At 52.1% G+C, this 25,547-nt stretch carries 25 protein-coding genes; 1 reads left to right on the forward strand and 24 read right to left on the reverse strand.

The genetic code is table 11. The annotated features are described in order from the left end of the window. Window positions 1-49: 49 nt before the first annotated feature. Window positions 50-1,459 carry an MBL fold metallo-hydrolase gene (locus tag QPM17_RS03380; protein ID WP_285388742.1) on the reverse strand — a complete coding sequence of 470 codons (1,410 nt, stop codon included), beginning with the start codon at window positions 1,457-1,459 and terminating at the stop codon, window positions 50-52. Window positions 1,460-1,786: 327 nt separating this feature from the next. On the opposite strand from QPM17_RS03380, the gene QPM17_RS03385 reads away from it, so the two are divergent. Beyond that, window positions 1,787-1,984 carry a hypothetical protein gene (locus QPM17_RS03385; protein WP_285388809.1) on the forward strand — a complete coding sequence of 66 codons (198 nt, stop codon included), beginning with the start codon at window positions 1,787-1,789 and terminating at the stop codon, window positions 1,982-1,984. Here QPM17_RS03385 and QPM17_RS03390 read toward each other — a convergent pair. The 23 genes from QPM17_RS03390 to QPM17_RS03500 all read right to left on the reverse strand — a co-directional run bounded on the left by QPM17_RS03390 (window position 1,917) and on the right by QPM17_RS03500 (window position 25,287). Beyond that, complete coding sequence (locus QPM17_RS03390) at window positions 1,917-2,168, reverse strand: DUF2442 domain-containing protein (RefSeq protein WP_340365853.1); 252 nt, start codon at window positions 2,166-2,168, stop codon at window positions 1,917-1,919. The two genes, QPM17_RS03385 and QPM17_RS03390, sit on opposite strands and share 68 nt — an antisense overlap. Beyond that, the gene (locus QPM17_RS03395; RefSeq protein ID WP_285388743.1) at window positions 2,152-2,394 is read right to left on the reverse strand and encodes a DUF4160 domain-containing protein; all 243 of its coding nucleotides are present in this window, start codon (window positions 2,392-2,394) and stop codon (window positions 2,152-2,154) included. The genes QPM17_RS03390 and QPM17_RS03395 overlap by 17 nt, the downstream gene beginning before the upstream one ends. Before the next feature lie 308 nt (window positions 2,395-2,702). Next, entirely contained in the window at window positions 2,703-4,472 is a 1,770-nt protein-coding gene (locus tag QPM17_RS03400; protein ID WP_285388745.1) for an SLC13 family permease, read from the reverse strand. A gap of 6 nt (window positions 4,473-4,478) precedes the next feature. After that, window positions 4,479-5,099 (reverse strand): adenylyl-sulfate kinase, encoded by a 621-nt coding sequence (gene cysC, locus QPM17_RS03405; protein WP_285388747.1) that lies wholly within the window; start codon window positions 5,097-5,099, stop codon window positions 4,479-4,481. 246 nt (window positions 5,100-5,345) lie between these two features. Further along, window positions 5,346-7,310 carry a polysaccharide biosynthesis protein gene (locus QPM17_RS03410; protein WP_285388749.1) on the reverse strand — a complete coding sequence of 655 codons (1,965 nt, stop codon included), beginning with the start codon at window positions 7,308-7,310 and terminating at the stop codon, window positions 5,346-5,348. Between the two features lie 17 nt (window positions 7,311-7,327). Further along, a complete protein-coding gene (locus QPM17_RS03415; protein ID WP_285388751.1) occupies window positions 7,328-8,503 on the reverse strand; it encodes a DegT/DnrJ/EryC1/StrS family aminotransferase in 1,176 nt (391 codons plus the stop codon). Between the two features lie 35 nt (window positions 8,504-8,538). Next, window positions 8,539-9,156: an acetyltransferase gene (locus tag QPM17_RS03420; protein WP_285388753.1), complete on the reverse strand. Its 618-nt coding sequence runs from the start codon at window positions 9,154-9,156 to the stop codon at window positions 8,539-8,541. Further along, a complete protein-coding gene (locus tag QPM17_RS03425) occupies window positions 9,153-9,752 on the reverse strand; it encodes a sugar transferase (RefSeq protein WP_285388755.1) in 600 nt (199 codons plus the stop codon). Before QPM17_RS03425 ends, QPM17_RS03420 begins: the two co-directional genes overlap by 4 nt. Next, window positions 9,745-10,968, reverse strand: a complete 1,224-nt coding sequence (locus tag QPM17_RS03430; protein ID WP_285388756.1) for a glycosyltransferase family 4 protein — start codon at window positions 10,966-10,968, stop codon at window positions 9,745-9,747. The genes QPM17_RS03425 and QPM17_RS03430 overlap by 8 nt, the downstream gene beginning before the upstream one ends. Continuing rightward, window positions 10,965-11,837, reverse strand: a complete 873-nt coding sequence (locus QPM17_RS03435) for a glycosyltransferase (RefSeq protein ID WP_285388757.1) — start codon at window positions 11,835-11,837, stop codon at window positions 10,965-10,967. Before QPM17_RS03435 ends, QPM17_RS03430 begins: the two co-directional genes overlap by 4 nt. A 4-nt stretch (window positions 11,838-11,841) precedes the next feature. Then, a complete protein-coding gene (locus tag QPM17_RS03440; protein ID WP_285388760.1) occupies window positions 11,842-12,906 on the reverse strand; it encodes an EpsG family protein in 1,065 nt (354 codons plus the stop codon). Between the two features lie 6 nt (window positions 12,907-12,912). Next, a complete protein-coding gene (locus tag QPM17_RS03445; RefSeq protein ID WP_285388762.1) occupies window positions 12,913-14,049 on the reverse strand; it encodes a glycosyltransferase family 4 protein in 1,137 nt (378 codons plus the stop codon). A gap of 32 nt (window positions 14,050-14,081) precedes the next feature. Then, window positions 14,082-14,834: a hypothetical protein gene (locus QPM17_RS03450; RefSeq protein WP_285388763.1), complete on the reverse strand. Its 753-nt coding sequence runs from the start codon at window positions 14,832-14,834 to the stop codon at window positions 14,082-14,084. 110 nt (window positions 14,835-14,944) lie between these two features. After that, window positions 14,945-15,898, reverse strand: a complete 954-nt coding sequence (locus QPM17_RS03455; RefSeq protein WP_285388765.1) for a glycosyltransferase — start codon at window positions 15,896-15,898, stop codon at window positions 14,945-14,947. A 51-nt stretch (window positions 15,899-15,949) separates the two neighbouring features. Beyond that, complete coding sequence (locus QPM17_RS03460; protein WP_285388766.1) at window positions 15,950-16,855, reverse strand: hypothetical protein; 906 nt, start codon at window positions 16,853-16,855, stop codon at window positions 15,950-15,952. Window positions 16,856-16,876: 21 nt separating this feature from the next. Next, window positions 16,877-18,331: a lipopolysaccharide biosynthesis protein gene (locus QPM17_RS03465; RefSeq protein ID WP_285388767.1), complete on the reverse strand. Its 1,455-nt coding sequence runs from the start codon at window positions 18,329-18,331 to the stop codon at window positions 16,877-16,879. A gap of 23 nt (window positions 18,332-18,354) precedes the next feature. Next, window positions 18,355-19,425, reverse strand: a complete 1,071-nt coding sequence (locus QPM17_RS03470) for a polysaccharide pyruvyl transferase family protein (protein WP_285388770.1) — start codon at window positions 19,423-19,425, stop codon at window positions 18,355-18,357. A gap of 1 nt (window position 19,426) precedes the next feature. Beyond that, window positions 19,427-20,707 (reverse strand): ATP-grasp domain-containing protein, encoded by a 1,281-nt coding sequence (locus tag QPM17_RS03475; RefSeq protein ID WP_285388772.1) that lies wholly within the window; start codon window positions 20,705-20,707, stop codon window positions 19,427-19,429. A gap of 13 nt (window positions 20,708-20,720) precedes the next feature. Continuing rightward, window positions 20,721-21,821 carry a DegT/DnrJ/EryC1/StrS family aminotransferase gene (locus QPM17_RS03480; protein ID WP_285388774.1) on the reverse strand — a complete coding sequence of 367 codons (1,101 nt, stop codon included), beginning with the start codon at window positions 21,819-21,821 and terminating at the stop codon, window positions 20,721-20,723. Beyond that, window positions 21,822-22,382, reverse strand: coding sequence for a dTDP-4-dehydrorhamnose 3,5-epimerase (gene rfbC / locus QPM17_RS03485; protein ID WP_285388775.1), 561 nt, complete (start codon window positions 22,380-22,382; stop codon window positions 21,822-21,824). A 9-nt stretch (window positions 22,383-22,391) separates the two neighbouring features. After that, window positions 22,392-23,264: a glucose-1-phosphate thymidylyltransferase RfbA gene (gene rfbA, locus QPM17_RS03490; RefSeq protein WP_285388807.1), complete on the reverse strand. Its 873-nt coding sequence runs from the start codon at window positions 23,262-23,264 to the stop codon at window positions 22,392-22,394. Continuing rightward, entirely contained in the window at window positions 23,264-24,139 is an 876-nt protein-coding gene (rfbD, locus tag QPM17_RS03495) for a dTDP-4-dehydrorhamnose reductase (RefSeq protein ID WP_285388776.1), read from the reverse strand. The genes rfbA and rfbD overlap by 1 nt, the downstream gene beginning before the upstream one ends. Further along, window positions 24,136-25,287 (reverse strand): dTDP-glucose 4,6-dehydratase, encoded by a 1,152-nt coding sequence (locus QPM17_RS03500; RefSeq protein ID WP_285388777.1) that lies wholly within the window; start codon window positions 25,285-25,287, stop codon window positions 24,136-24,138. The genes rfbD and QPM17_RS03500 overlap by 4 nt, the downstream gene beginning before the upstream one ends. Window positions 25,288-25,547: the final 260 nt, after the last annotated feature.

Raw genomic sequence — 25,547 nt, forward strand, 5'->3', positions numbered from 1 at the left:
CATTCTATCTGAAGATACTGCTTCACCATAGAACTTGAAATAACGCGATTCAGCCCGGAATAAGAATGTTAGAGTTCAGGTTGCCGTTGAGTATGTTTTTTAAAGCCCGCTTAGCACCGGCATCCCCGTGAACAATCCGGATCTCCGAGGGCGGCACCTCAATACCACTCATAAACCGCACCAGATCCGACTGCCCCGCGTGGGCCGAATAACCACCCACCTGATGTATTTGTGCGCGGATATCGTACCGCTCGCAATCCAGCTCCACCCAACCGCCACGGGGCCCGTATTTCAGAATGTCCCGCCCCGGAGTCCCTTTCGCCTGGTAACCCACGAACAGCACATCATTGCGCTCATCCGCCAGCATGGCCTTGAGATAATTCACTACTCTGCCACCGGCGCACATACCAGAGCCCGTCAGCACCACGCAAGGACGGTGTGATTCTGCCAGGTAGTCGACGGCGTTGAGGTGGTCTTCGTGGGAGTTGATAACGGTGAGTTGCTCGAAAGACAGCGGGTGCCGGCCCTGGTTGACCAGCTCTATGGCTTCGGCATCCCAGAAGGGTTTCAGATCGCGGTAGATTCGGGTGAAGGTGGCGGCGAGGGGGGAGTCGACAACGATTTCGAGGTTGTTCCAGGTCTCAGTAGTTATGGGGTCTGACCCCAAGGGGTCAGACCCCTTGCCAAATTCCCCAATCAACCCCTCAATCTCATACAACAACTCCTGCGTCCGCCCAATACTGAACGCCGGAATCAACACCGTGCCGCCATCCGCAAGCGCATGCTCCAACACGGCCTTGAGCCGATAACGCCTGTCTTCCCGGCTCTCGTGATCCTTGTCACCGTAGGTGCTCTCAATCACCACCCGGTCCGCCCGCTCCGGCGGCTGTGGCTCTGGCAACAACGGCGCATGGGGTGCACCAAGGTCGCCACTGAACACAATCCGCTCGAACTCGCCGCCGCACTCCGCTTCGCATTCCACATAGGCCGAACCCAGAATGTGCCCTGCCCTCTGCAAACGCACGGAAAGCGATTCGTCCTTACCATCAAACACCGAATGCCACTGCCCGTAAGGCACCGGCACAATCCGGGACCGAATCAGCCCCAGCACCCGCTCAATCAACGCCCGGTCGCGGGTGAAGCCAATTTTCAGGGCATCCTCAAGAATCTCCGGCAGCATAATGGCCGAAGGCTCGGAACAGATAATCGGCCCCTCGAAACCGGCCGCAAGCAGATAGGGAATCCGCCCCACATGGTCGATGTGCACATGGGTAACCACCAGCGCACGGATGTGGCCGATGGGAAAATCAATGGAAAGGTCCGAGGCATTGGCGCCGTTCCCGGCTTCCTCGCCCTGGAAAAGGCCGCAATCAATCAGAATTCCGGAGTTGCCAACAACCAGTTCGTGGCAGGAACCGGTTACGCCTGTCACCGCTCCGTGGTGTTTTATGTCGATCATTACAACCTTCCTTGTTATTTAAAGACCGTTCTCCAGGTGCTTGTCGGATTACGGCTTCGCCTAATCCGACCTACAACTCCCAATGCCGACAATGCCAACGTAGGTCGGATTAGGCCCTCCGGGCCGTAATCCGACAAACGCAAAAGTCACCCACAAAGCCAGAATCGGCCCGGGGGTGGGGGTACCTTTTCTGCCAGAAAAAGGTGTCTGAGCGAAGCGAGTTCTTTTTCCAAAGAAAAGGTGCGCCTGCCGCCGGGCCAGGCTCCATACCTATCAGGCTATAGCGACAAAAGGATAAACTGAAAATATCCTCCAAAGGGGATAAACATGAAAATCACATCACCCAAACTACTCGCCCAGGCGTTAAAAAATGCACGCACCGACAAAAAACTGACTCAGCAAAAAAAACAGCTGAGCAGATCGGCATTAAACAATCAACAATCTCAGGCTTCGAAAATCAGGCGGCGTGGCCTCGCTTGGAATGTGTTTGATCGCCCTGCCCTGCCAACAAGCCCCGAACGCTGATATCTTCATCCAGCGAGTCCCAGTGAATGCCATAAACGCTCAGCTCAAAGTCATCCCGGGCGTTCTGGTCAGCGTGAAGCAGACGAGGAAACCAAGCCAGCGGAGCACCTATTGTGCGACCGTCCGAAAGCATGACCCAGAGATTGTCCTCATCGAACCAAGCTTTTTCAGGCGAAATAGTCATGCCAAGCACCCTCTAACAATTTCTGATTTTGTTCCGTCACCTCCAACAATACCCGAATCGTTCGGGCATCAAAACCATCATTCCGCGCCAAAGATACTGAAGGCGATAGCCAGAACTTTGCTTCTTTGCCCGCTGCACGAACATGAATATGAGCTGGCTCTAGCGGATTACCTTCATTCGAGTAAAAAAAGAACTTGAAACCTTGATACCTGAAAATTACTGGCATGCAGTCCTCGCAAATTTCAACAACCACTTCTGCCCGATATGGCTTCCAAGAAATTTACCACATATCCCGGGACTTGCGTGGTTGTCGGATTACGATCCGATGGGCCTAATTCGACTTATGGGAGATGCCCTCAAAAGCTCGATCGGCCCGGAGGTGGGGGTACCTTTTCTGCCAGAAAAAGGTGTCTGAGCGAAGCGAGTTCTTTTTCCAAAGAAAAGGTAGCCCTGCCGCCGGGCCAGGCTCCACACCTATCAGGCTAACGGGTGTCGGATTACGCCTTTGGCTAATCCGACCTACGGATAGCCCAGTCAAAACCCCCAGACGAAGGGGATCAGGGAGATGGCTGTTGCGCCTACCAGCAGGCTCAGTGGGAAGCCCAGGCGGACATAGTCCATGAACTGGTAGCGGCCTGGGCCGTAGACCATCAGGTTGGTCTGGTAGCCCAAAGGGGTAATGAACGAGGCTGAGGCGGCGAACATCACCGCTACCGCGAAGGGCAGGAAATTTACGCCCAACTGCTCAGACACCGCTAACGCAATGGGAAACATCAGCACCGCAGCCGCGTTGTTGGTAATCGCTTCGGTGAAGGCGGCGGTCAGTATATAAACCAGCGCCAGCGCCAGCCAGGGCGTCAACGGGCCGAAAAGGCCCAGCAAGCTGGTAGCCACCCACTGTGCCCCGCCCGTCTCGGTCATGGCGGTACCCAGGGCAAACGAAGCGGCAATCACCACCAGCACCGGCAGATCCACACTGCGGCGGGCACGGCTGGCAGTGATACAACCCGTCATGATCATCGCACCGGCGGCCAGAAAAGCGGCTGCAATAATCTGCAGCAGGCCCGAAGCACTGGCCAGAACCATCAACAACAGAATGCCAAGCGCCCGGGGCGCCCGGTGAAAATCCGGTGGCGTGGAATCGTTAAGGGCGCTGACCAGCAGAAAGTCCCGGCGGAACCGATACTGCTCCACAAACTGATGGCTGGCCTCCAGCAACAGGGTGTCCCCCATTTTGAAGGTAATATCCCCCAGCTTCCCCGGCACACGTTTACCCTCGCGGGAAACGGACAGGATTGCCGCATTGAAGCGGGTACGGAAACGACTTTCCCGCACCGTCTTGCCCAAGGCCGGGAATTCCTGGCCCAGAACCACCTCCACCAGGCAGCGCTGATGGTTGGCCAGATCCAGCTTCTGGATACTGGCCTGGGCGGGTTTCAGGCCCTGAATCCGGCGCAGCTCACTGGCGCACTCCGGCGCCCCCACAAAATACAGCTTGTCGCCAGGCTGCAGCATCCGGTCCGGCTCCACCGCCGTAATCAGCCGGCCACCCCGGTCGATCTCCGTCAGGTAGCCGTAATTCAGTGCCCGCAGACCGGCCTGGGCCACTGTCTTGCCTACAAGAGGCCCGGTAGCGTCCACTTCAACCTCAACGCCGTATTCCCGAACCTGCTCCAGCTCTTCCTTCATGCCGCCGCGGTCCGGCAGAATACGGGAAGCCACCAGAACCAGATAACATCCACCTACCAGCAACAACGGCACACCCACCCAGGCCAGCTCGAACAGCCCCAGGTTAATCCCCAGCCGTGTCTGCAGCATGCCATCCACCACCAGATTGGTACTGGTACCGATCAGCGTGCAGGTGCCCCCCAGAATGGCAGCGTAACTCAGGGGCAAGAGAAGGCGGGAGGACGGAATACCCAAGCGTTGGGCCCAGTCCTGAATGGCGGGGATAAACATCGCCACAACGGCAGTATTGTTCATAAAACCACTGAGAATACCAGTGGGTACCAGCATACGCAGTTGAGCGCCGTTTTCGGTTTTGGGGTGCCCCAGCAGCAAACGGGCAATCCACTGCACCGCCCCGGTTTCCTTCAGGCCAGCGGCCACCACATAAAGCGTTGCAATGGTAATCACACCCGGGTTACCGAAACCCGCCAACGCCTCAACCGGCCCCAGAATGCCGGTTATCAGCAGGAAGGCCAGGGCCGCCATCAACACCAGATCGGCCGACACCCGGGTAATCACCAGCGCAGCAAGAACCGTAAACAGGGTTAGCAGGGTAACAATGGCTTCCCATGCCATAGGGACTTATGCTCCGGGAGCGTGGGAGGGGGTAAAGATCAGTTGCCGATCCAGCAGGTAGCTGATTAAACGGTTCACACAGTCATCAACCGACATCTTCGAGGTGTCCAGACGAACTTCCGGGCGTTCCGGAGTTTCATAGGGCGAATCAATGCCTGTAAAGTGCTTGATCTTGCCGGCCCTGGCCTTCTCATACAGCCCCTTCGGATCCCGCTGTTCGCAGGTCTCAAGTGGTGTGTCCATGAACACTTCAATAAACTCCCCCGCCGGAAACAGATTACGCACCAAGCGCCTATCGCTGGTGAACGGAGAAATAAACGCGCTGAGCACAATCACGCCGGAATCGGTAAACAGCTTGCTCACCTCGCCAATACGGCGAATGTTCTCAACCCGGTCTTCATCGGAAAACCCAAGATCCTTGTTCAGCCCGTGGCGGACATTGTCGCCGTCCAACAGAAAGGTGTGGTAACCGCGCTCGAACAGGGCCACATCCAGCGCATTGGCAATGGTGGACTTGCCGGAACCACTCAGGCCGGTGAACCACAACAGACAGGGGCTCTGGTTCTTGATGGAAGCGCGATCCGCGCGGGTGACTTTCTGGTGATGCCAGACAATATTTTCAGACATTAAACAGCAATCCTGCTTTTAAATTTAATTATGTTGTAGCTAGTCAGAACCGTTTTTTCTCGTCACCTGACACGCCCTCCGAAGGTTCGATCGGCTCGGCGGTGGGGGTACCTTTTCTGCCAGAAAAAGGTGTCTGAGCGAAGCGAGTTCTTTTTCCAAAGAAAAGGTACCCCTGCCGCCGGGCCAGCCACCCAAAGTGCAGGCTACATGATGTCGGATTACGCCTTCGGCTAATCCGACCTACCCCTACACTGACAGGCGGCGCACCTTCGAATCATCCTGTTGCCCGGCAGCGGCAATATCCGACTGGCCGTTACACCAAACCAGGTCTTCCAGATCGCCGTTCGGTGCATAACCGGTCTTCGCGTTTTTCAGTACCTCTATCACCGCACTGCAATCGAACGTCTGGCTGGCACGCTGAAGCTGGCTGAGGAATTCTTCCACCTGCTCCCAGGCCAGAGACACTTCCCGCGCCATCATGATTCGGGGGTGCGAGGTGCCCTGGGGGTCGTCACCAATCAGCAGCTCTTCGAAAAGCTTCTCTCCGGGGCGCAAACCGGTATAGACCACTTCAATATCACCACTGGGGTCGTCCTCGGTTTTCTCTTCGAGCCCCATCAGATGAATCATCTTCCGGGCCAGGTCCGCAATTTTCACCGGCTCTCCCATATCCAGCACAAACACTTCGCCGCCCACGCCAATACTGCCTGCCTGCAGCACAAGCTGGCTGGCTTCGGGGATGGTCATAAAGTAACGGATAATATCCGGATGGGTGACGGTAATCGGGCCGCCATCGCGAATCTGATCCCGGAACAGGGGCACCACGGAACCGGAGGAACCAAGCACGTTACCAAAGCGGACCATGGAGAAAACCGTCTTCTGCTGCCGTTGTGCCAACGCCTGCAACACCAGCTCCGCCAGCCTCTTGCTGGCACCCATCACATTGGTGGGACGTACTGCCTTGTCTGTTGAAATCAACACGAACCGTTCAACACCAGCAGCAACGGCCGCTTCGGCAGTGTGCCAGGTGCCAAATACGTTGTTCTGAATCCCTTCAATGACATTGTGTTCCACCAACGGCACATGCTTATAGGCCGCGGCGTGATAAACCGTCTGAACACCAAACGCCCTCATCACAGTTTCACAACGGCGCCGATGGTTTACGTTACCAAGCAGCGGGTGCAGCTCCACCCCCAGCCCTTCAATCTGGTTGATGGAACTCAGCTCCCGTTCGATGGCATACAGGGAAAACTCGGACTGCTCGAAGAGCACCAGCGAACGCGGGCGGTGGCGAATGATCTGGCGGCACAGCTCCGAACCGATTGAACCTCCGGCACCGGTAACCATCACGGACTTCTGGTACAGGCTCTTGGCTACAACTGCAGAATCCGGCCGAACCGGGTCCCGCCCCAGCAGATCTTCAATTTCCAGATCCCGGATATCATTGATCCGAGCCTGACCGGCCACCAGCTCTGACATAGAGGGGACTGTCTGAACTGGAATCGATAACGGCTCCAGTTGCTTCAGCAACTTCTTGCGATCAATCTTGGTATCTTCGTCCAGTGCCAGCAAAATTCGCTGTACTCGATGCTTGGGCAAATGCTTGGCGATGTGATTAATGCTCATCACCGGCAGACCATTGATGGTGGACTTATGGTTTGCCCGGTCAAATGTCACGAAAACTGCCGGCCGGTACTCCGTGCCTTGCTCAAGAGCAGACGCCAACTGCATACCCGTTTCACCAGCCCCAACAATAGCAACGGCCTCTTTGGCTCTTTGTTTGGGGTGGTTAACAATCATCCGCACACCCAGACGGGTGCCACTTACAAACATGAATGCCAATGCGCCGTAAATGATAGGGACTGACCTGGGTATGAATACCTGCATCAGGTACCCAAGCACAATCATGCAAAGGGCCGAGGCCATGACCCCGTAAACGATTGTCAGGAAGGCTTTATCACTGAGATAACGAATGACTGCCCGGTACAACCCAAGCTTGATAAAGACGCCGATAGTCACAACGACGGTGACCAGACACACCAGAAACTGGTCATAGTTCGGCAACCAGTTTTGCTGCTCCAGCCTTAATGCAAAAGCCGCCCAGAACGCAAAGAACAGAAAAAAGGCGTCTGACAGTACAGAAATAACACGTTTATGCAATCGAGGGAGATTCAGGAACACCCTGATCAACGGATTGCTATTTCCGCGCATTACCAACTTGTCCCTGCTCAACCGGCAGCCTCCTCCATCACTCGCACCAGCACCTCGCATGTGAGCTGGATTTCGTCAGCTGTCAGCGTAGGGTGAACCAAAAACATCAAGCTGGTTCTCCCCAGCTCGCTAGCTACTGGCAAACGTTGCGCTGGAGCCATACCCGCCTCACTAATTGCCTTTTCAAAATAGACTTCCGAGCAGGAACCTGAAAAACATGGTACACCTGCACCAACAATTTCAGAGAGCACTCTATCCCTGTCCCAACCACGTTTCAGGGCTACAGGCTCTACAAAAACATAGCACTTATACCCAGCATGGCCGATATCCTCAGGAACATCAGGCACACGCAGCCCATTACACTCTCTTGCTGCCTGCCAAATAGATTCGCAATTCGCGCGGCGGCGTTCAGTCCACTCTGGCATACGTCGCAACTGAATCCGGCCAATGGCAGCTTGCATTTCAGTCATCCGCCAGTTCGTACCAAAACTTTCGTGCAGCCACCGAAAGCCTGGCGGATGCTCTCGCTCATAGACCGCATCCCAGCTTTTACCATGGTCTTTGTAGGACCACATGCGTGACCACAGTTCACGGTCATTTGTGGTCACCATGCCACCCTCACCGCCGGTGGTCATTATCTTGTCCTGGCAGAAAGACCAGGCCGCAACGTGCCCGAGAGAACCTACCGGTTTACCCTTGTAGGTTGCTCCATGGGCTTGCGCGCAGTCCTCTATTACCGACAGGTCATGGCGGCACGCCAGTTCATTCAGGCTATCCATATCACAGGGCCAGCCCGCAAGGTGGACAGCGATAATCGCCCTGGTCTTCTCGGTGATCAATGGGGCAACCGTCTCTGCGGTAATCACCTGGGAATCAGAATTCACGTCTGCAAATACTGGCCAGGCACCTGCATTAACAATACACGTTACCGATGCCAGGAAAGTTCGGGAAGTGACAATAACTTCATCACCAGCGCCAATACCTAATCCTTTCAGGGCAAGATCGAGTGCCACCGTGCCGTTGGCAACTGCAACGGCATAATCAGTGCCGGCAAATTCCGCGAATTCACGCTCGAATTTACGACATTCCTGGCCGGTCCAGTAATTCACTCGGTTGGAGAGCAGCACGCGGGAAACCGCATTAGCCTCTTCTTGAGTGTAGGAAGGCCAGGGAGAAAATGGTGTATTCAGCATTCTGACGCCTTTTTGATTCAAAAGTGCAACCACGGCTATAGGGGGCGGGCGGGACTCCCAACCACTGTCTGCTCGGGATCTACATCGCGAATAACAACACTTCCCATGCCAACTACCACACCGGCGCCAACGGTCACCAATTGTCTTACGCATGCGTTAGCGCCGACCCACGCCAGCTCGCCTAACGTGACGCCGCCTGCCAGCGTAGCGTTGGGACTAACGTGTGTGCAGTTATCCAAACAACAATCGTGTTCTATGACAGCACCGGTATTTATGATGGCTCCCGGTCCAACTACCGTATCAGCATTAATCACTGCGTTTGCAAATACAACAGACCCCACACCAAGCTTCACATACTGGCTAACCGTCGCAGAAGGGTGGATGACAGAAACAATGTTAGCTCCAGCAGCGTCGAGCTCTTGAAGCTTCCTTTGGCGGGTTCGGTTGTCACCAATGGCCACAACAACGCCATCGAAGCTTCTCAGGTTGTCCAGAAAATCCGCACTATTGCCAACAACAGACCAACGGCCATTAGAAGTCAGCGCGGGCCATGCATCATCGAAAAAGCGAATTGTATCCCAACCACTGCACTCAGCTGCGTCAGCGACGACTTTGCCATGGCCACTCGCACCCAGAATAGCGAGACATTTCATTCGTCAGAGTTTCCAGTGAATCTACTCATTGTTGCCTCTCCTTCGCCACTCACTCCGTCCCTCGCCAATACTTTTTTTACGGTTAGAAAAAGAATCTTTATATCCAACAAAAAGCTTTGGTGGTCCACATACCATACATCCAACTTGAACTTCTCATCCCAGGAAATAGCATTTCGGCCATTGACCTGGGCCCAGCCTGTCACCCCAGGACGCACCTCATGGCGGCGGAACTGCTCATTTGAATAAAGTGGCAAGTACTCCATCAATAGTGGCCTGGGACCAACCAGACTCATCTCACCTTTCAACACGTTCCAGAGTTCCGGTAGTTCATCCAGGCTTGTTTTTCTCAGGAAAGACCCGAAACGAGTCATTCGCTCTGCATCAGGCAAAAGCTCACCGTTTTCATTACGGGCATCTACCATGGTTCTGAACTTCACCATATTGAAGGGATCGCCGTTTATCCCGGGGCGGGTTTGCCGGAAAAAAACAGGGCGGCCCAGTTTTACAGCAATCAGAAATGAAACAACCAAAATTACTGGTGCCAGAAGTACCAAGGCAAGCAATGCGATGCAGAAATCAAAAATACGTTTAAACATGGCGTTCAGCCGCGACACCTTCAAGCACACCGATCAACTGAGCTGCAAGCTTGTCTCTTGAAAAATCCTCTGTTGCCAGACGAAGGGCATTGTGCCCCGCTTGCTCCAGACCTGGCTCGTCCTGCAGATAGTCGTACAGTTTTTCTGCGGCTGCCTTGGGATCGTCGTTAGGTACAGTAATACCCGCCTGATTATCTCTCAACAACTTGCTCTGCCAGCCTCCATAATTGATCATTACTGGACGGCCGGCAGCCAACGCATCAAAGAATTTGTTAGCGCTGTTATTCCACATCGGTTCGAGGCCAATAAACAAAGAGGTGCAAACCGTTGCCGCATTGAACAATGCAGGAATCTCGGATTTAGGGATAGCATCTTCCATAAAGAAGTTGCTTCCAAGGACACCTTTCTCCCGAGCCTTATATCTCACAAGATCGTACTCAGCACCCTTGCCAACAACCAAAAACTTCACATCTGGATCAATCACTTTCATTTCGGCCGCAATATCAACCAAGGCCCCAACCCCATTAATTCGGCCAAATGTTCCCGCATAGATAACCAGCTTGTGATTCCCAAGCCATTCCCGCTCTGCTCTAAAACGGTGGCCTTCGCTATCCGGCACACGAAAGAGTTCAACATCAGAGCTGTTAGGGATACACACCGTATTTTTAGCGGGAAAACCAGCCTTGGCCACGCCTTCACACATACCCGGAGACAGACCTATAACGCGGTCAGAGTGGCTGTAAGCCCATCGTTCCAGCCGTCGAGCAAGGCCTTTCGCAAAAGGAAAATTCAGCGCACCCATAGCGATTGGTAGTTCTGGCCATAAATCACGGACCTCAAAAACCATCGGCACTCGAAGTGCTCTACTGGCTTTAACAGCTGGAATAGCGATTGTCAGCGGTGTGCTCGTTGCAAAGACAACATCACCACCCAATTTGGTAGCATAATTACCAGCTGCACGAGCAAAACGGCTGAATGCGATAAGGCGTCGCGCATAATTCATAGTGTTGTCATACGGGACGGGAAGCCAGTGCACGTTAATGCCTTCGATCGACTCCTGTATCCATTCTTTCTCATACTCAGCTCCGTCCGTCAGCGAAGTTACCATATGCACCTCATGGCCAGCCGCCACCATTCTTCGGGCCATTTCGTAGGAACGGGTACCACCACTCATCTCAGGCGTCACAAAGTACTGATGCAGATAAATAATCTTCACACAAAATCCTCTGATCCAAAGCCGAAATGCCTCATCAGCAAGCTCAACGTTCGTGTGTTACCGTCTTCCAGTACGTTCACTTTCTCAAGCCCTTTTTCCGGCGGGCGCAACGAAGTAACAACAGGAACAAAGTGGACGCTCTGATCTTTTACCAGTCGCGCGGAATAGCCGTTTGAGGTGGTTACACACTTCAGCCACAAATCATCTGCTGTAGGTGCCAGGGACAAAAACCTGTCACGGTCATTAACACCTTTCAGAGATTCAATGGGGTAACAGACACCCGAAACCCCAACGGGCAAGAGATTGTTGCCACAAACACGCTGCCGATCTGCGAGAGCCCATTCCCTGTATGGCTTGAGCTCACCATTGCCTACAAATTCAATGATGTGCCCCCGGTAACACCAGACAAAATCGGGGTTGGATTCCGCCTTTTCCAGCAACCTCTCAAGCCACCATTTCGGGTAATAGACATCGTCGTCCGCAGTCACGACAAACCGACACCCCCTGGTTTCGGCAAGCTCAAAGGTGTGTACAATTTTTTTGTAGGAACGAAGATTTTCCCCAACAATCCGAATTGTAAGTCCCTTTTTTTCCAGTGCCTTCAAAGCTGCAGGCAAACCTTCCTTTGGAATATCTCCCTGGTAAAGCCACAGATAGATTGAGGACGGACAAACAGATTGGCGTAGTAGCGAGTAGACAGTGAGATGAACGGACGACAATCTACGTCCATAGGTTGTAAGGGATACGACTACATCGTCTCTTTTCTCAGCGGACCAGCTATCGCCTTTGCCCATTACGTGGAAAAACTTATAAAAAACGAACAACCACAAGGATTTGGCAAGAACCCAGACTTTTTCGTGAAGAGGCATAAGATCAGAGCCCTGTTAACAACAGGTCTGGTGACATGGCAAAAAGCACCAGAACAGAGATAGGAATGATTGCCACAGCAAAAACAAACCGATCGTCCCTGTTAATACAAAGAGAGAATGAGGCAAACACAACGCAGAAAAATAAACCGAACAAACGGAAGAGACGATCGCCCATTATGCCAAACGAATTAAAACCAACAAACAGCAAATAGGCGTAGAGACAAACCACCAGTATTTGAGGGTAGTACCTCAACCTGTCACGAAGCCATGGGCGCAACGCCGCAAAACACAGCAGCGCCAACGTATACAACATGGTCGATCCACGAAAAAGGCCCAGACTTTCCGAATGGGCGCTGGTTGTATACCGAATCAGCTTCCGCGATATGTAATCGAACCCGCTATATTGGATAACCAGATCTATCATCAAATTGCCAACATTGATTGCTCCAAGGGCAAGTGCAGCAACAACAATGGTCAAGGCTAACAGCCGGCTCGGATCAAAACGGATGAAAAAATAGAGCGGCAAAACACAAAGAGCGCTGACATGGAAGCTAGCGGCTAGCAAACTCCACAGCACAAACCAGGCTCGATGCCCCCGGAACAAACAATAAAGAGCGACACCGATAAGAGCAGCCGCAAGAGACTGCCGGAGGACAAACGAATCGAAGTAGAAGAAAAGTGCAAAGTAGAAAAAAACCGCAAATGCATAGTTTGGTGAAAGCCTGCGAATCACCCAAAGCTTAAGAGCTAAAGCAGCGAAAACCACAATAAACCGGAAAACACCATAATCTTGGTAGATAGTCTTGATAACAGAATTGGCAACCAAGTAGCCCGGCTCACCATAAATGGACGCCAACACCGATGGATCGGTGATAACCGCCCAGAGAGCGGGGGTATTTTGAAACATATCCTTGTACACAGGAACATCCGGCAGGTCCTGAATACTCAACACAAACAGTGAAGCGACCGTCCCGACTACAAACAATAAAACCCACTGGCCATCGCGCAAAGGCGCCAGAAACCGGGCAAGCGCCCCATTCAACAGGGCGAATAAAGCATATATATTCATAAACTGTCACTTGCTGCGCGATTCAAACCGGCCGACCTCCTTTTCCAGCACGCGCTCAAGAGCATCCGCCTGCCTTGATAACCGGAACCTGTCAGCCATTAACCTGGCCTCTTCGTTCTGGGCCAAAAACTCTGTGGAATCTGCCTTGATCTCCAGCAAACGCTTCTCCCAGGCATCAATGTCCTTCGCCGAAACAACCAGTGCTTTGCAATCACCAACTGCCTCCGGGAGACCTCCAGCATCGGACACCAGCACACAGCTACCGGCCTGAAGCGCCTCAACCGCTACGCGGCCAAACGGCTCCTGCCATTGGGAGGGCACCAGAACAACATCCATCTGGCCGAGAACTCTGGCAACATCAGGTGCCCACTCATGACAGACGAGATTGGGGATATCTCTGTCTCCGGCCACCGCATGTTCCTCGCGGTAACCAATCACGTGAAACTCCATATCCGGAAAGCGCTCTGCCAACTTTACGAAGAGCCGCCCACCTTTATGCTTCGCGTTGGAAACCATCGCAACGCGTCGCAAGGAACCATCGAAGCGATCGGTCTTTGCGGGCTCAACATTCACAGGAGGATAGACAACATATTGCCTGGGAACAGGGAACTCTTCCTTGCACACACCGGCAAAATACCTGCTATTTGGCAGTACAAAATCAAGCCTGTTGACGTTGTGTTGGTGAAAATCCCCATATAGCAGTTGCTGCAACCGCGCCCTGACATTGCTTGCTGAAAACGAGCGCCCCAACCGAAAGTTTTCGTAAGCTCTTAAAAAGCCCCCAACAGGTACCCCTCCCCATCGCCGGTAGCGCAATGCCGCACTATGCTCCAGCGTAGAAACAAGAACCACAGAGGGCTTGAGACGCAAAAGCACAACAGGCGCCAAGGTGGTAAAAAGAAGCTTCGCCAACCCACTCGCCAGAAACCCAAACCAGCGTTTGCCCAACAAAACGCTCAGATCGTAATAACGGACACCGTTTACCTTTTCGCCCCAAAGTTCCGTACCCACCGCACAGACAACGCAAACGGAGTGGGATACGGCCAACGATTCCAGCAAAAGACGATTAGAGATTTCACCGCCGCCCCGTTGTTGGGATGACTGCGGGTGACGAAACATAACCGACAGAAAAGCGATACGCATTCAGATAGCCACAATATTTCTAATTGCCGCCATTAGTTGCGCAATGCTGAGCGGACACGGCTTACAAAATCGCTCAGGAAAGCGAGCACAATTCCGAAAAATATACCGCCAATGACAGAACCCACAACTACCAGTTTGCGATTGGGACCAACAGGACGGAGACTTCGCTGGGCAGCATTAATCACCTCGGCCGGTTCCGTACTATTAAGATCAGAGGTCAACTGTGCTCTTGTGCGATACAACTCGCCCGCGTAGGACACTGAAGAATCTTCTCCCCGGCCTTCCTCAAGCAGTGCATCGATGTCTGCGATCTCTTTTTTAAGACTGGAGCGGGCAGCATCTAACAGCCGATTTTGTTCTTCCTCCAGGACAGACAACACATGGCGATGGGCGCTTTCGATCATATCGCTTTTCGAGTCCTCAGCAATCGTTACGATCGATAAAATCCCAGCTTTCTCAGGACTGGAAACCGCCATCCCAAAAGGCATCAAATGCCCCTCATCCTGCTGAAATGAGGACTCATACTGCGGCAGAATGCGGTTTTCCACCCGCGCAACAAGTGAAGCAGGCTGCTGAAGCCATTCTCCAGACGATTGCTCTGCCAACTGATAAAGCGATATAAACTCGTACTTATCGTCGGCGGTTACTGCGTAAAACACTCCCACTACCAGAACCAATAACAAGCCCAGGAAAAATGCCACCCAGTGCCTTACAAGGATAACAGCAGCATCGACCAGCCTGATATCGCTATGAGTTGGCTCCGGAGAGCGGTGTTCATTATTCATATGGAGATCCTGTGATTCAAAAACCCGTGCAATCGACATGCCCGCCGAGCGACGCGATTGTACGGAGAACCGGAAAAGAAGTCATGCTTTGCCCAAGCTAGTGAGTACTCTTAGCCAACAAGGTCTCTTAATGCAGATTTCATCCCATTGCTCTGCCGGTAGCCACCATTGACCAATAAATACATAACCCCCAGAGCTCTTGGAACGATCCATTTTCTGCGGACATCAATACGCCGCTCCTCTGTTTCAATTCTGGCCTGAATTGATTCCCTGAATTCCAACAGTTCCCTCTGATATTTAACGGGCGCTCGTTGTTCTATGTCCTGAACACCTCTCATAAATATTTTCAGTTGGTCAACGTTAGCCCGGACTCTTTCAGGCGCATCTTTTTCGAGAGAAACCTGAACCGCGTGAAAAAAAGCCTGGGACCGAGTCACTCTGGATGTTCTATTAGCGATAAACTGCGACTCGTTGGATTCGTGGCGACGGTAATACTGGAGTGTTTTCGGTTCCACAAACTTCGCATTCAAGCTTCCCGCCAGACCGACAACCCAGTCATCGTGCCCTCTGAGGCCTCCAGGTATGGGCAGGCACAAATCCAGCAGCTCCCGACGCACACAGGCACAGCATCCCATTACGAACCGTTCAAGAGGTATGCCGGCGGAACGAATCTGACCTAGCTTGGTAAGGCCGACTTCATTAAGATCCGAGTCTGTGAGCGCCGCATCGTTCATCAGGACAAGTGCATCAGGATGTTCCTCGGCCAGGCCCACCATGTGCTCGATCTTTTCGGGAAGCCACACATCATCCTGGTCGCTGAGAAATACCAGGTCACCATTTGTTTTCATTAATGCAGCGTTGAAGTTGCCGCAATAACCCAGATTTCTGTCATTGCGATGGAACTCAACCGTAAAAGGAGCTTCTTCCATAAAGCGCCTGACAATGCTTTCTGTCTCATCGCTGGAGCAATCATCCGTGATGATCAGTTCATCTGGCGGCCGGGTCTGGTCTGCAAAGCTCTGAAGTTGGGCTGCAAGGTACTGGGCACCGTTATAGGTGGCCATGGCTATTGATACTTTCATGTCTGCTTGTAGTCACCCAGTGTGAAGGCTGATTTAGTCGGAAAAACGCTTCTCTACCGTAGCAACAAAGTTCCGTGCCAGCTCCTCATTCCTCCTCTCTGATTCGGAAAGGAACTCCATGAGCTGAGGCCTCGTCTCTACCGCCCAAGGCACATCGTCCCAGCCATAGGCAATGCCATACCGGTTATATATTTCAGGACGCCACTCTTCTTTTGTTACACCGTTTTCTGGCACAACCACCGGAATACAACCGCACATCGCGGCATAACGACAATACATCGTGTAAGGGTCATAACAGATAAAGTACTTACACTCGTTGAAGATTTTTGCCAATTCCTTGTGGGAGACGCCGTCAACCCTGACGGCATTTTTGTCGTGGTAATCAAGTGCGCGGTTCTTTCCCTTACGGACCATGTAACACTGGCCGTTACGAGTGCCCGTGTTTTCGCTGACATAGGTGTCGCTCATTAATTCGGTAACGGTCAGCCGGTTGTTTGTGTCAGGGTTAAGGGCCCAATCATTAAACTTCTCCTGATAGAAAAAGAACAAATCATTTTCCCCGAAATCGACCACTCCACTGATGGCTCCTGGCTTGTTAAGAAGCCACCGGACTACCTTTGATGATCGAAGCGGATTTCCGGCAACAATTTCCGGGTACAAAACAATCGAATCGTTGATATCTTTATGTCGAGCCACACTCAACCGGTATGGGGACCTTAGATCTTTTCGGCCTAACAGACCGAGAGCCCGCCATTTAGCCCAAAGGACGGCTTTTTTCCAGCCAGGAACAGTCGCCAGTTCGTAAATTGCAGGTTTCTGCTGAGGCCAGATTTTAACATCATGGCCCATGGCTCTGAGGAGGCTTGCCAACTTGTGAAGAACAATAATACCCCCGCTATTTTCCCGGTACAGGGGGGTGTATATAACAAAGCGCGTCACCAATACCTCTCGTTTGCCAACTCAAAGAAACCTTCTGATCGGTTGCAGAAACTTAAACCGACTGACTACGTAACTGATGCCCTGAATTTTGAGCGCAATACTCAAAACCACGCCCATTGTAACGCCTGCAACTCCTCCGCATAACAACGACAAGAGCGGCTGAGCGGCGAGGAGACTCGATACCCCGAAGGCAACCCCCCCGGCAACGGTTGCAACAAGTATCGGTTTGGCCGCATCCAGCATCTGCGCGGCCAGACTGTAGTCCACCAACTTTTTGGAAAAATAGGTATTTGGAATCAGCGCCAATAATGACCCTATGATCTGCCCCACCAGAATACCTTTGACGCCGTAGGGTATCGCAAGGAATAGCAACGAAAGACTCACGGCTTTTTTGAGCAACCCCACTTTCAGCACCAGATCTGAACGACCTTTTACATTGAGAAGGTTAACGTTGAGGGCGTGCAGGGGATAGATTGCCCCGACCACACAGAATAACTGCACGTATGGCACAGCAGCGTGCCATTGGTCGTCAAACAGGATATTAAACAGGGGTGTTGCCAACCCCGCCAGCAATGCCATCACAGGGGCAATCATGATCATCATGATCTGCAGAATCTGACTGTACTTGGTCCGCAAGGCCGAGTTGTCATCTTGCAATGTTGATAACGCCGGAAAGGTAGCCTGCTGAACCGCGTAAGTTAACTGTCGGGATATCAACTGGGTAATTTTCTGCGCAAAGAAGTACAGGCCTGTCAGTTCAGCACTGAAAAATCGACCAATGACCAACACATAGGAGTTTTCAAAAAGAATCTGCAGGAAAGCTTCAGCAACCAGGTTTTTACCGAATCCGAACAACCTCGCCAGTGACTCCATGCTGAACTGTAGCGCCGGACGCCAGCTGCTTGCCAACCATAAGATAATGGCTGATACCAGGGCGGAACTTAGCATTTGTGCAGCTAGACTCCAGACGCCCCACCCGGTGTAGGCCAGATATAGGGCCAGAGCGCCAGATACCACCACTCCAGTGGTGTTTGCCTGCATCTGGGCTTTGAAGTTCATCTCACGGCTGAGTATGGCTGTCTGCACAACCTTGGTTGCGTTAATGAATACAATCAGCCCAACTACCCGGATAAGATTGGTCAGCTCTGGTTGGCTGTAAAACTCCGCTACAAAGGGTGCTCCGAAAAATAGAGCGGCGTACACCAAACTACTCAACACCAGATTCGTTATGAATACCGTGCTCAGATCTGCTTTTGTGACCGACTTACTGCGAATAAGTGCCTGACTGAGGCCGGAGTTGACCAATGCATTCGACAACTCGAACACCACGGTCGCCATGGCAACAAGGCCGAATATGTCCGGCGCGAGTATGCGAGCCAGGAAAATGGTAAAAAGCGTCGAAGCCCCGCGAGTCATGAACAAACCGGCGAAATTCCAAAGCACTCCAATCCCAATTTTCCGGTTGATGTCCTTCATATGTTGGGATTGCTCATGTTCCGTTATGCTTTTTCAACGACGGCCTGATGGAGTTCCTCCATCGCTTGTTTTGACCAATCTCCAAGAGCTTCGTTAATGTGCCCTAACTTACCAACATACTCTTCATAATTTTCCTCAAGCAGTGATATTTTTTGCAAAAGCTGCTCGGAAAACCTCTCCGAATTTATCGCCAAACTATAATCATGCAGATCCAGCTTTCTCATCAGGCCCCCATGTTTGGGATGGTTCTCCAGAGCGATAACCGGAGTGTCAAAGGCGATCGGAACAATCTGCCCATGACCACGCATGGCCAGTACAAATTCAGCCTTCTGATAAAACCCAAGACAATCCTGGGTGCGGTCAAACGCATAATCGGAGAACGGCCAGACTTCCGTATTCTGAATTCCCTGAGCTACCCTCTCACTCAGCTCAATATCCTCATAAACGTGTGGGGCGAATATAACCTTGTAGGACCTGGCGAGCTTCTCCACAACTGTTCGCAGCTCATCCACAAAGGAACTCTGCGACTCTGAGCTACCAAACCGATGTTCTGGCTTGTCATTAGCGAGTTGGATCAAGACGAAGGGATCAGGTTCGTTACACTCATATTCTCGACCAAGATTGATATGGAACCCCGGGTCCGGCACCTCTCTCACATCAACCGAGAGTTGCTGGCTGAATCTCGTTACGCTTTCGTCGTTTCTGAGCGAGAAAAAGCTGGCACGCTCAATCGTTTTGAGCAGATGTTTTTTGCCAATTTCAGGAATGCCCTGCTCATCTTCAAAATAGTTGTAGCCCGCTCCATAAACAACAAAAGGAATCTTTATACGGTCAATCAGTTCTTCTTTGATAAGCCAAAACCAGCCATTTGGCCAATGGGCACCATGAATTATGCCACCTCCACCTATTACAAGGAGGTCATATTTTTTATTAACAACATTATCAATATAATATTCGTCAAAAACCTGGCCCTGAAGATTTGTCTCCGCAATGAGATCAACAGGAAGATACCTTCTTAGAAGATTTTTAACGCCAAATCCCAGGGCATAATCACCCAAGTTATGGTTTAAGCAATATGCGTGTAATATTTTCAACTTAGTCCACCAACATTTCTATCATATCTGGAGAAAACACAGGAATCCCATGTGTTCGTTTAACTTCTGAACGCTCCGCAAACGAATCGTCAATAAATATCGAATTTTTATATTCAATAAACTGAGATTTAGGAAGCCTGTCTTTAATATGTATTATTTCATCGAATATATCAGACAATCGATGTTTTTTGAGCATTTCTTCCAGATCACCGGCATGCCGGGTTATCAATATGATCCGGACACCCTTGTTTCTGGCTTGAAATATATAACCTATAAGTTCTGAATTGACACTGTCGTCCAACAGCAAACAGTCATCAAAGTCTATATAGGCATTCTCGTAGCGAACATCCAATCGGAACCGACTGCCCAATGCCCTGTCCAGCTCGACCTTATAGTCGTTGGTGTTCACATCAACAGGAAGACCAAATGCATCAAAGGCGCTGAGCAACGCAAAATTGACACCTTTTGCACGGAAGTAGGACGACGAACCTCCAAGCCTGGCGGCAACCTCAAGAAGAGTCGGTTCGCCATCAGCGTTCTCTTTCATCTGAAAGAACCAGGCGCCTCGGGGTCTTAAAACGTCATTAATTACTCTAGCGGCTCTTTGGAATACGTCATGATGCTTTTCGGTTTCAATCGTGTTTACACTAATCCCATTACTCACGCGGATTCGTTGCCGGGCACCACAAAACAGGAGCTTACCCTGTGAAGAGCTAAAACAGTCCATCGTGTACTCTTCCCCGGGCAAGTATTCACAGAAGACAAATCGCGTATCGGGACTGCCATCAATGAACTTCTGTGCGCTTTCTTTACTGGAGGCACGAAACACGTTTCGTGACCCATACCCCTCATCGGGCTTTATGAATACCGGATACTGCCGCACTTCCTGAAGCGCATCTGACCAGCGCGGGCATGAAATCTTTTCCTGCAACCATTCATAGGTAGCTGACTTGGATGAACAAAGCTCGGTAGTTTTGGAACTAGAGCCTATAACAACACATCCAAGCTCCTTTTCATTGCTTTTGAGCGTCTTCGCTACAGAGTCCATCGCCGGAAAGATGGCGTCGATTTTCTCCCTCTCGACGATTTGTTTAAGCGCATTGATAAAGCCGGGAGCATTATGAAACGGCACATCGCCAATATAGTTGTTGAATACGAACCTGCCATGGTCATCAACACTGGAAGCGCCAATCAGGTCGAAATGAATGCTATACCGCAATGACCTGTATATTTCGAGAGCGACCTCCGAACCACAGGGAAACACCAGTAACTTTTTCTTCATTACGATTGCAACCTTACCTTTCCAGCGTTTCCAGTATGTATTGACTAATAGCCTGAACCTCAGCTTTCTGTAAATCGGCAAAAATCGGCAAGCACAGGATCCGCCGGGAAATTGAACCAGAAACAGGCTGTGGAGGGTGCACTCCCAGACTGGCTACCGATTCCAGCGACGGATAGAAATATCGGCGAGCCAGAACACCGTTCTCTTTGAGAACAGAAAGCACCCGCCTCGTCTGTTCTTCGTTCTCAAACAGCACGGGAAAGTAGGCGTAGTTGTAGCCTAGAGCCTGGTGTTTGGCCTGAAACTGCAGGCTTTGGGCCAGGGCACTCTCGTATTCCTGCCACACATTCGCCCTTGCCCTAAGATTTTCTTCCATTTCATCCAGTACACAGAGCCCCATCGCTGCCTGAAGCTCATTCATCTTGGCGTTGATACCCAGTTCTTCGATTGTCTCCGGCCCAGTTATGCCGAAGTTGATCATCTTCTTTGCTCGCTCGAGATCCTCCTTACGCTTGAACACAATCGCCCCACCCTCTCCCGTGTGGAACAGTTTCGTAGCGTGGAAGCTCAAAGTGGCAGCGTCACCATGTTCAAGTAAACTACCGCCCTTATACTTGACACCAAAGGCGTGCGAACCATCATAGATGACTTTCAGGGTATGTTTCCGGGCAATGGCATCTATGGCTTCCACATCGCAGGCATTGCCAAACACATGCACTGGAACAATCGCGCGCGTATTGTGGGTGATTGCCATTTCGATGTTTTCAGGGTTGAGGCACCAGGTTTTTGAATCGATATCCGCGAATACCGGTTCTACTCCATCCCATTTCAGGGAACTGGCTGTCGCAATAAAGCTAAAGGGAGTAGTGATTGCTTCCGGATACTGGTCTGAGCGCGAATCACTCACTCCCAGCGCCCGGTACGCAATCTGAAGCGCAAGGGTGCCGTTAGCCACCAACAGCAGGTTATCCACTTCCAGATACTCTTCAAGCCGGCGGGTCAGTTCCTGCACTAGTTGGCCATTGTTGGTCAGCCACTGGCGTTCGTATATGCCATCCAGGTATCGGTCGAGCTTCTCCCTATTGGGGAGGTAAGGCTTGGTGACAGGTATCATTCAGTAATGCTCTCTCAATTCTTCCCGGGCCTGCTCCAGGGTTTGCCCCTCCAGGTCTTTTGCGGACAGCAAAAGGGCTTCCGGGTTTTCTACGTCCCAGTCAATATTCAAGGTAGGGTCGTCCCAACGTATGGTGCGCTCATGGCGAGGCGCATAGAAATCAGTGCACTTATACTGAAAATCCGCTGTTTCACTGGTTACCAGAAACCCATGCGCAAATCCCGGTGGCACCCACAGCATGCGTTTGTTCTCTTCCGACAGGTACTCCCCTACCCACTGGCCAAAAGTGGGTGATTCCGCCCGAAGATCTACCGCTATATCGAGCACTTCGCCCCGCGTTACCCGTACCAGCTTGCCCTGGGGCTGCTGAATCTGATAATGCAAACCGCGAAGGGTATTCTTGACAGAACGGCTGTGATTATCCTGTACGAATGCGGCATTAATCCCAGCTTCACGGAAGGCTTTTTCATTCCACGTTTCCATGAAAAAGCCACGCTCATCTCCAAACACCTTAGGCTCAATGAGAAATACGTCTGAAATTGTGGTTTTGATGATGTTCATGCAGGTCACTTATTTGGCTGTTCTGGCCAGCTTTTTGAGATAGGTTCCGTAGCTGTTCTTCCTGAGGTTTTCAGCTTCCGACAGCAGCTCCTCTTTGCCAATAAAACCCATTCGGAAAGCCACTTCTTCCAGGCAGGCGATCTTCAACCCCTGGCGCTTTTCCAGGGTTTCAATGAAGCTGGCAGCGTCGTGCAGAGAATCGAAAGTACCAGTATCCAGCCAGGCAAAGCCGCGGCCCAGCAGCTCCACGTTCAGGTCGCCCCTTTCCAGGTACGCCTGATTGATACTGGTTATTTCCAGTTCGCCGCGGGCGGAGGGTTGTACCTGTTTTGCGATACGAACTACGTCATTGTCGTAGAAGTACAGGCCAGTGACGGCATAATCGGATTTCGGCTGGTCCGGCTTTTCTTCAATGGAGATGGCACGCTGATGCTCGTCAAACTCCACCACGCCGAAACGCTCGGGATCTGTCACCTGATAGCCGAACACAGTGGCGCCTTTGTCACGCTTGGCTGCAGCTTGCAGCATTTTGCTCAGGCCCTGGCCATAGTAGATGTTGTCACCCAACACCAGGCACACGCTGTCATTTCCGATGAAGTCTTCGCCAATGATGAAGGCCTGTGCCAGACCGTCCGGGCGGGGTTGGGCAGCGTAGCTAAGGTCAATACCCCATTGGCTGCCGTCCCCAAGAAGGCGTTTGAAGCCATCCTGATCTTCCGGCGTTGTAATGACAAGTATATCCCGTATGCCAGCCAGCATGAGAACCGACAGGGGGTAATAGATCATGGGTTTGTCGTACACCGGGAGGAGCTGCTTGGAGATTCCTCTCGTGATTGGGTATAAACGTGTGCCGGAACCCCCGGCCAGGATAATGCCCTTCATCATTGGTTCTCCAGATATTCGCCCAACGTGAGTGCCAACTGACTTTGCCAATCCGGAAGCTGGATGTCTAAAGCCCGCTCAACCTTGGTTACATCTAACCTTGAGTTCAGCGGCCTTTGCGCCGGCGTCGGATAGCCGCTGGTGGGTATGGGATGGGCATTGTTGGGGTTCAGGGTTAGCTCCTCTCCTGCCTCAATGGCCTGTTTGAATATTTCTGTGGCGAACCCCTGCCAACTCGTTTCACCACGTGGGGCCAGGTGATACAAGCCCTTTTCCAGTTGGCTGTGGACGGCCAAGGTGGTGACCTGTGAAATAAGGCGGGCAGGTGTCGGAGCACCAATCTGGTCCGCGACGATATTCAGTTCAGGTTTACTTTTCGCCAGTCGCAGCATCGTTTTCATGAAGTTGTTGCCACGGGCGCCATAAACCCAGCTGGTGCGGAAGATGAGGTAATCCGCCCCGCTTTGCTCTATGGCCTGATCACCCTGAAGTTTCGTCTCGCCGTAGTGACTTAAAGGACCCGTGGGACTGGCTTCCTGCCAGGGAGTTTCACCACTACCGGGGTAGACGTAGTCGCTGCTATAGTGCACCAGGCGAATGTTGTTGGCGGCGGCGTATTCCGCCAGCTGCGCTGGCAGCCCAGCGTTGAGGCTTTCAGCGGCAGCTCGCTGCTCTTCCGCTGCGTCTACGGCTGTCCAGGCGGCCGCGTTTACAATCAGGTCCGGCTTGGTATTCGCCAGATAAACGCTAACGGATTCTTCATCCATCAGGTCCAACTCTGCCCTGGCAGGGGCATTTATGATGCCCAGCGGGGACAGGTTTCGATGGAGCTCGAAGCCGACCTGGCCGGTTCTACCGAGTAGTAGTATGTTCATACGCCAGCACCCAATCGCTCCCGTTGATAGCTGCCATCCTGCACCCGCTGGCACCACTCCAGATTATCGAGGTACCACTGCACGGTTTTGCGGATACCGGTTTCAAAGGTTTCTTCCGGTATCCAACCCAGTTCTTTCTGGATTTTGCTGGCGTCTATGGCATAACGCATATCATGGCCGGGACGGTCTTTTACGTAGGTGATGAGATCCCGGTAGCTTTTGTCCCGAGGCTGCAGCTCCTGGAGGATGTCGCAGATGGTCTGTACTACCTCAATGTTCTGTTTTTCGTTATGGCCACCGATGTTGTAGGTTTCACCCCGCTGGCCCTCCGTGACCACCTTGTAGAGAGCGCGGGCGTGGTCTTCTACGTAGAGCCAGTCCCGAATCTGGTCGCCTTTGCCGTAGATGGGTAACGGCTTGTTTTCCAGGGCATTTAGAATAACCAATGGAATGAGCTTTTCCGGAAAATGGTAGGGGCCGTAGTTATTGGAACAGTTGGTAATCAGAACCGGCAGGCCGTAGGTGCGCTGCCAGGCTCTTGCCAGGTGGTCGGAGCTGGCTTTGCTGGCGCTGTAAGGGCTGCTTGGGGCGTAGGGAGTTTGTTCGGTGAATAGGGGGAGCGCACCTGGTTGTCGGATTTCGCTGCGCTCTATCCGACCTACGGGCTGTTCAGAGTCACCCCCCCTCTCCCCTGGCGGGAGAGGAGCAAGGGGAGAGGGGGATTCTGCCAGATCACCATAGACTTCGTCTGTGCTTATGTGGTGGAAGCGGAAGCTGGTGCGGCGCTGTTCGTCCATGCCTTGCCAATAGTGGCGGGCGGCTTCCAACAGGGTGTAGGTGCCGACTATATTGGTTTCAATGAAAGCTGCTGGGCCATCTATGGAGCGATCAACGTGGCTTTCAGCAGCCAGGTGCATGATGGCGTCTGGTTGATGTTCTGCCAATATGCGGTCTACTTCGGCACGATTGCAGATGTCTACCTGCTCAAAAGCGTAACGAGTGCTTTCGCTTACTTCTGCAAGGCTTTCCAGGTTGCCGGCATAGGTGAGTTTGTCCAGGTTGACCACGTTATCGTTCGTATTTGCGATAATGTGGCGGATCACCGCCGAGCCAATAAAGCCTGCCCCACCTGTCACTAATAACTTCATTCTTTCTCTCTTTGTATCTTTGCCATGAGGTGCTGATCTCACTCGCTGCCAGAGCGCTCAGGCGCAGAAAGTGCGCACTACCCGAGTCGCTACCGCCCCACCAACCAGGGTTCAGTGTACTAAGGCCGAATAGGGTTCTATATTGAAGATGCGCAATTCTACGTGAGATGCGGCCGTTATTCAGTAAGCGTCCGCCCATCACACCTTGTCAGGTATAGCCGGCTTCCAGTTGTGGGGCAATAGCTCATCGATGGCGTTGT

It is taken from the genome of Marinobacter azerbaijanicus, assembly GCF_030250645.1.
Classification (GTDB): domain Bacteria; phylum Pseudomonadota; class Gammaproteobacteria; order Pseudomonadales; family Oleiphilaceae; genus Marinobacter; species Marinobacter azerbaijanicus.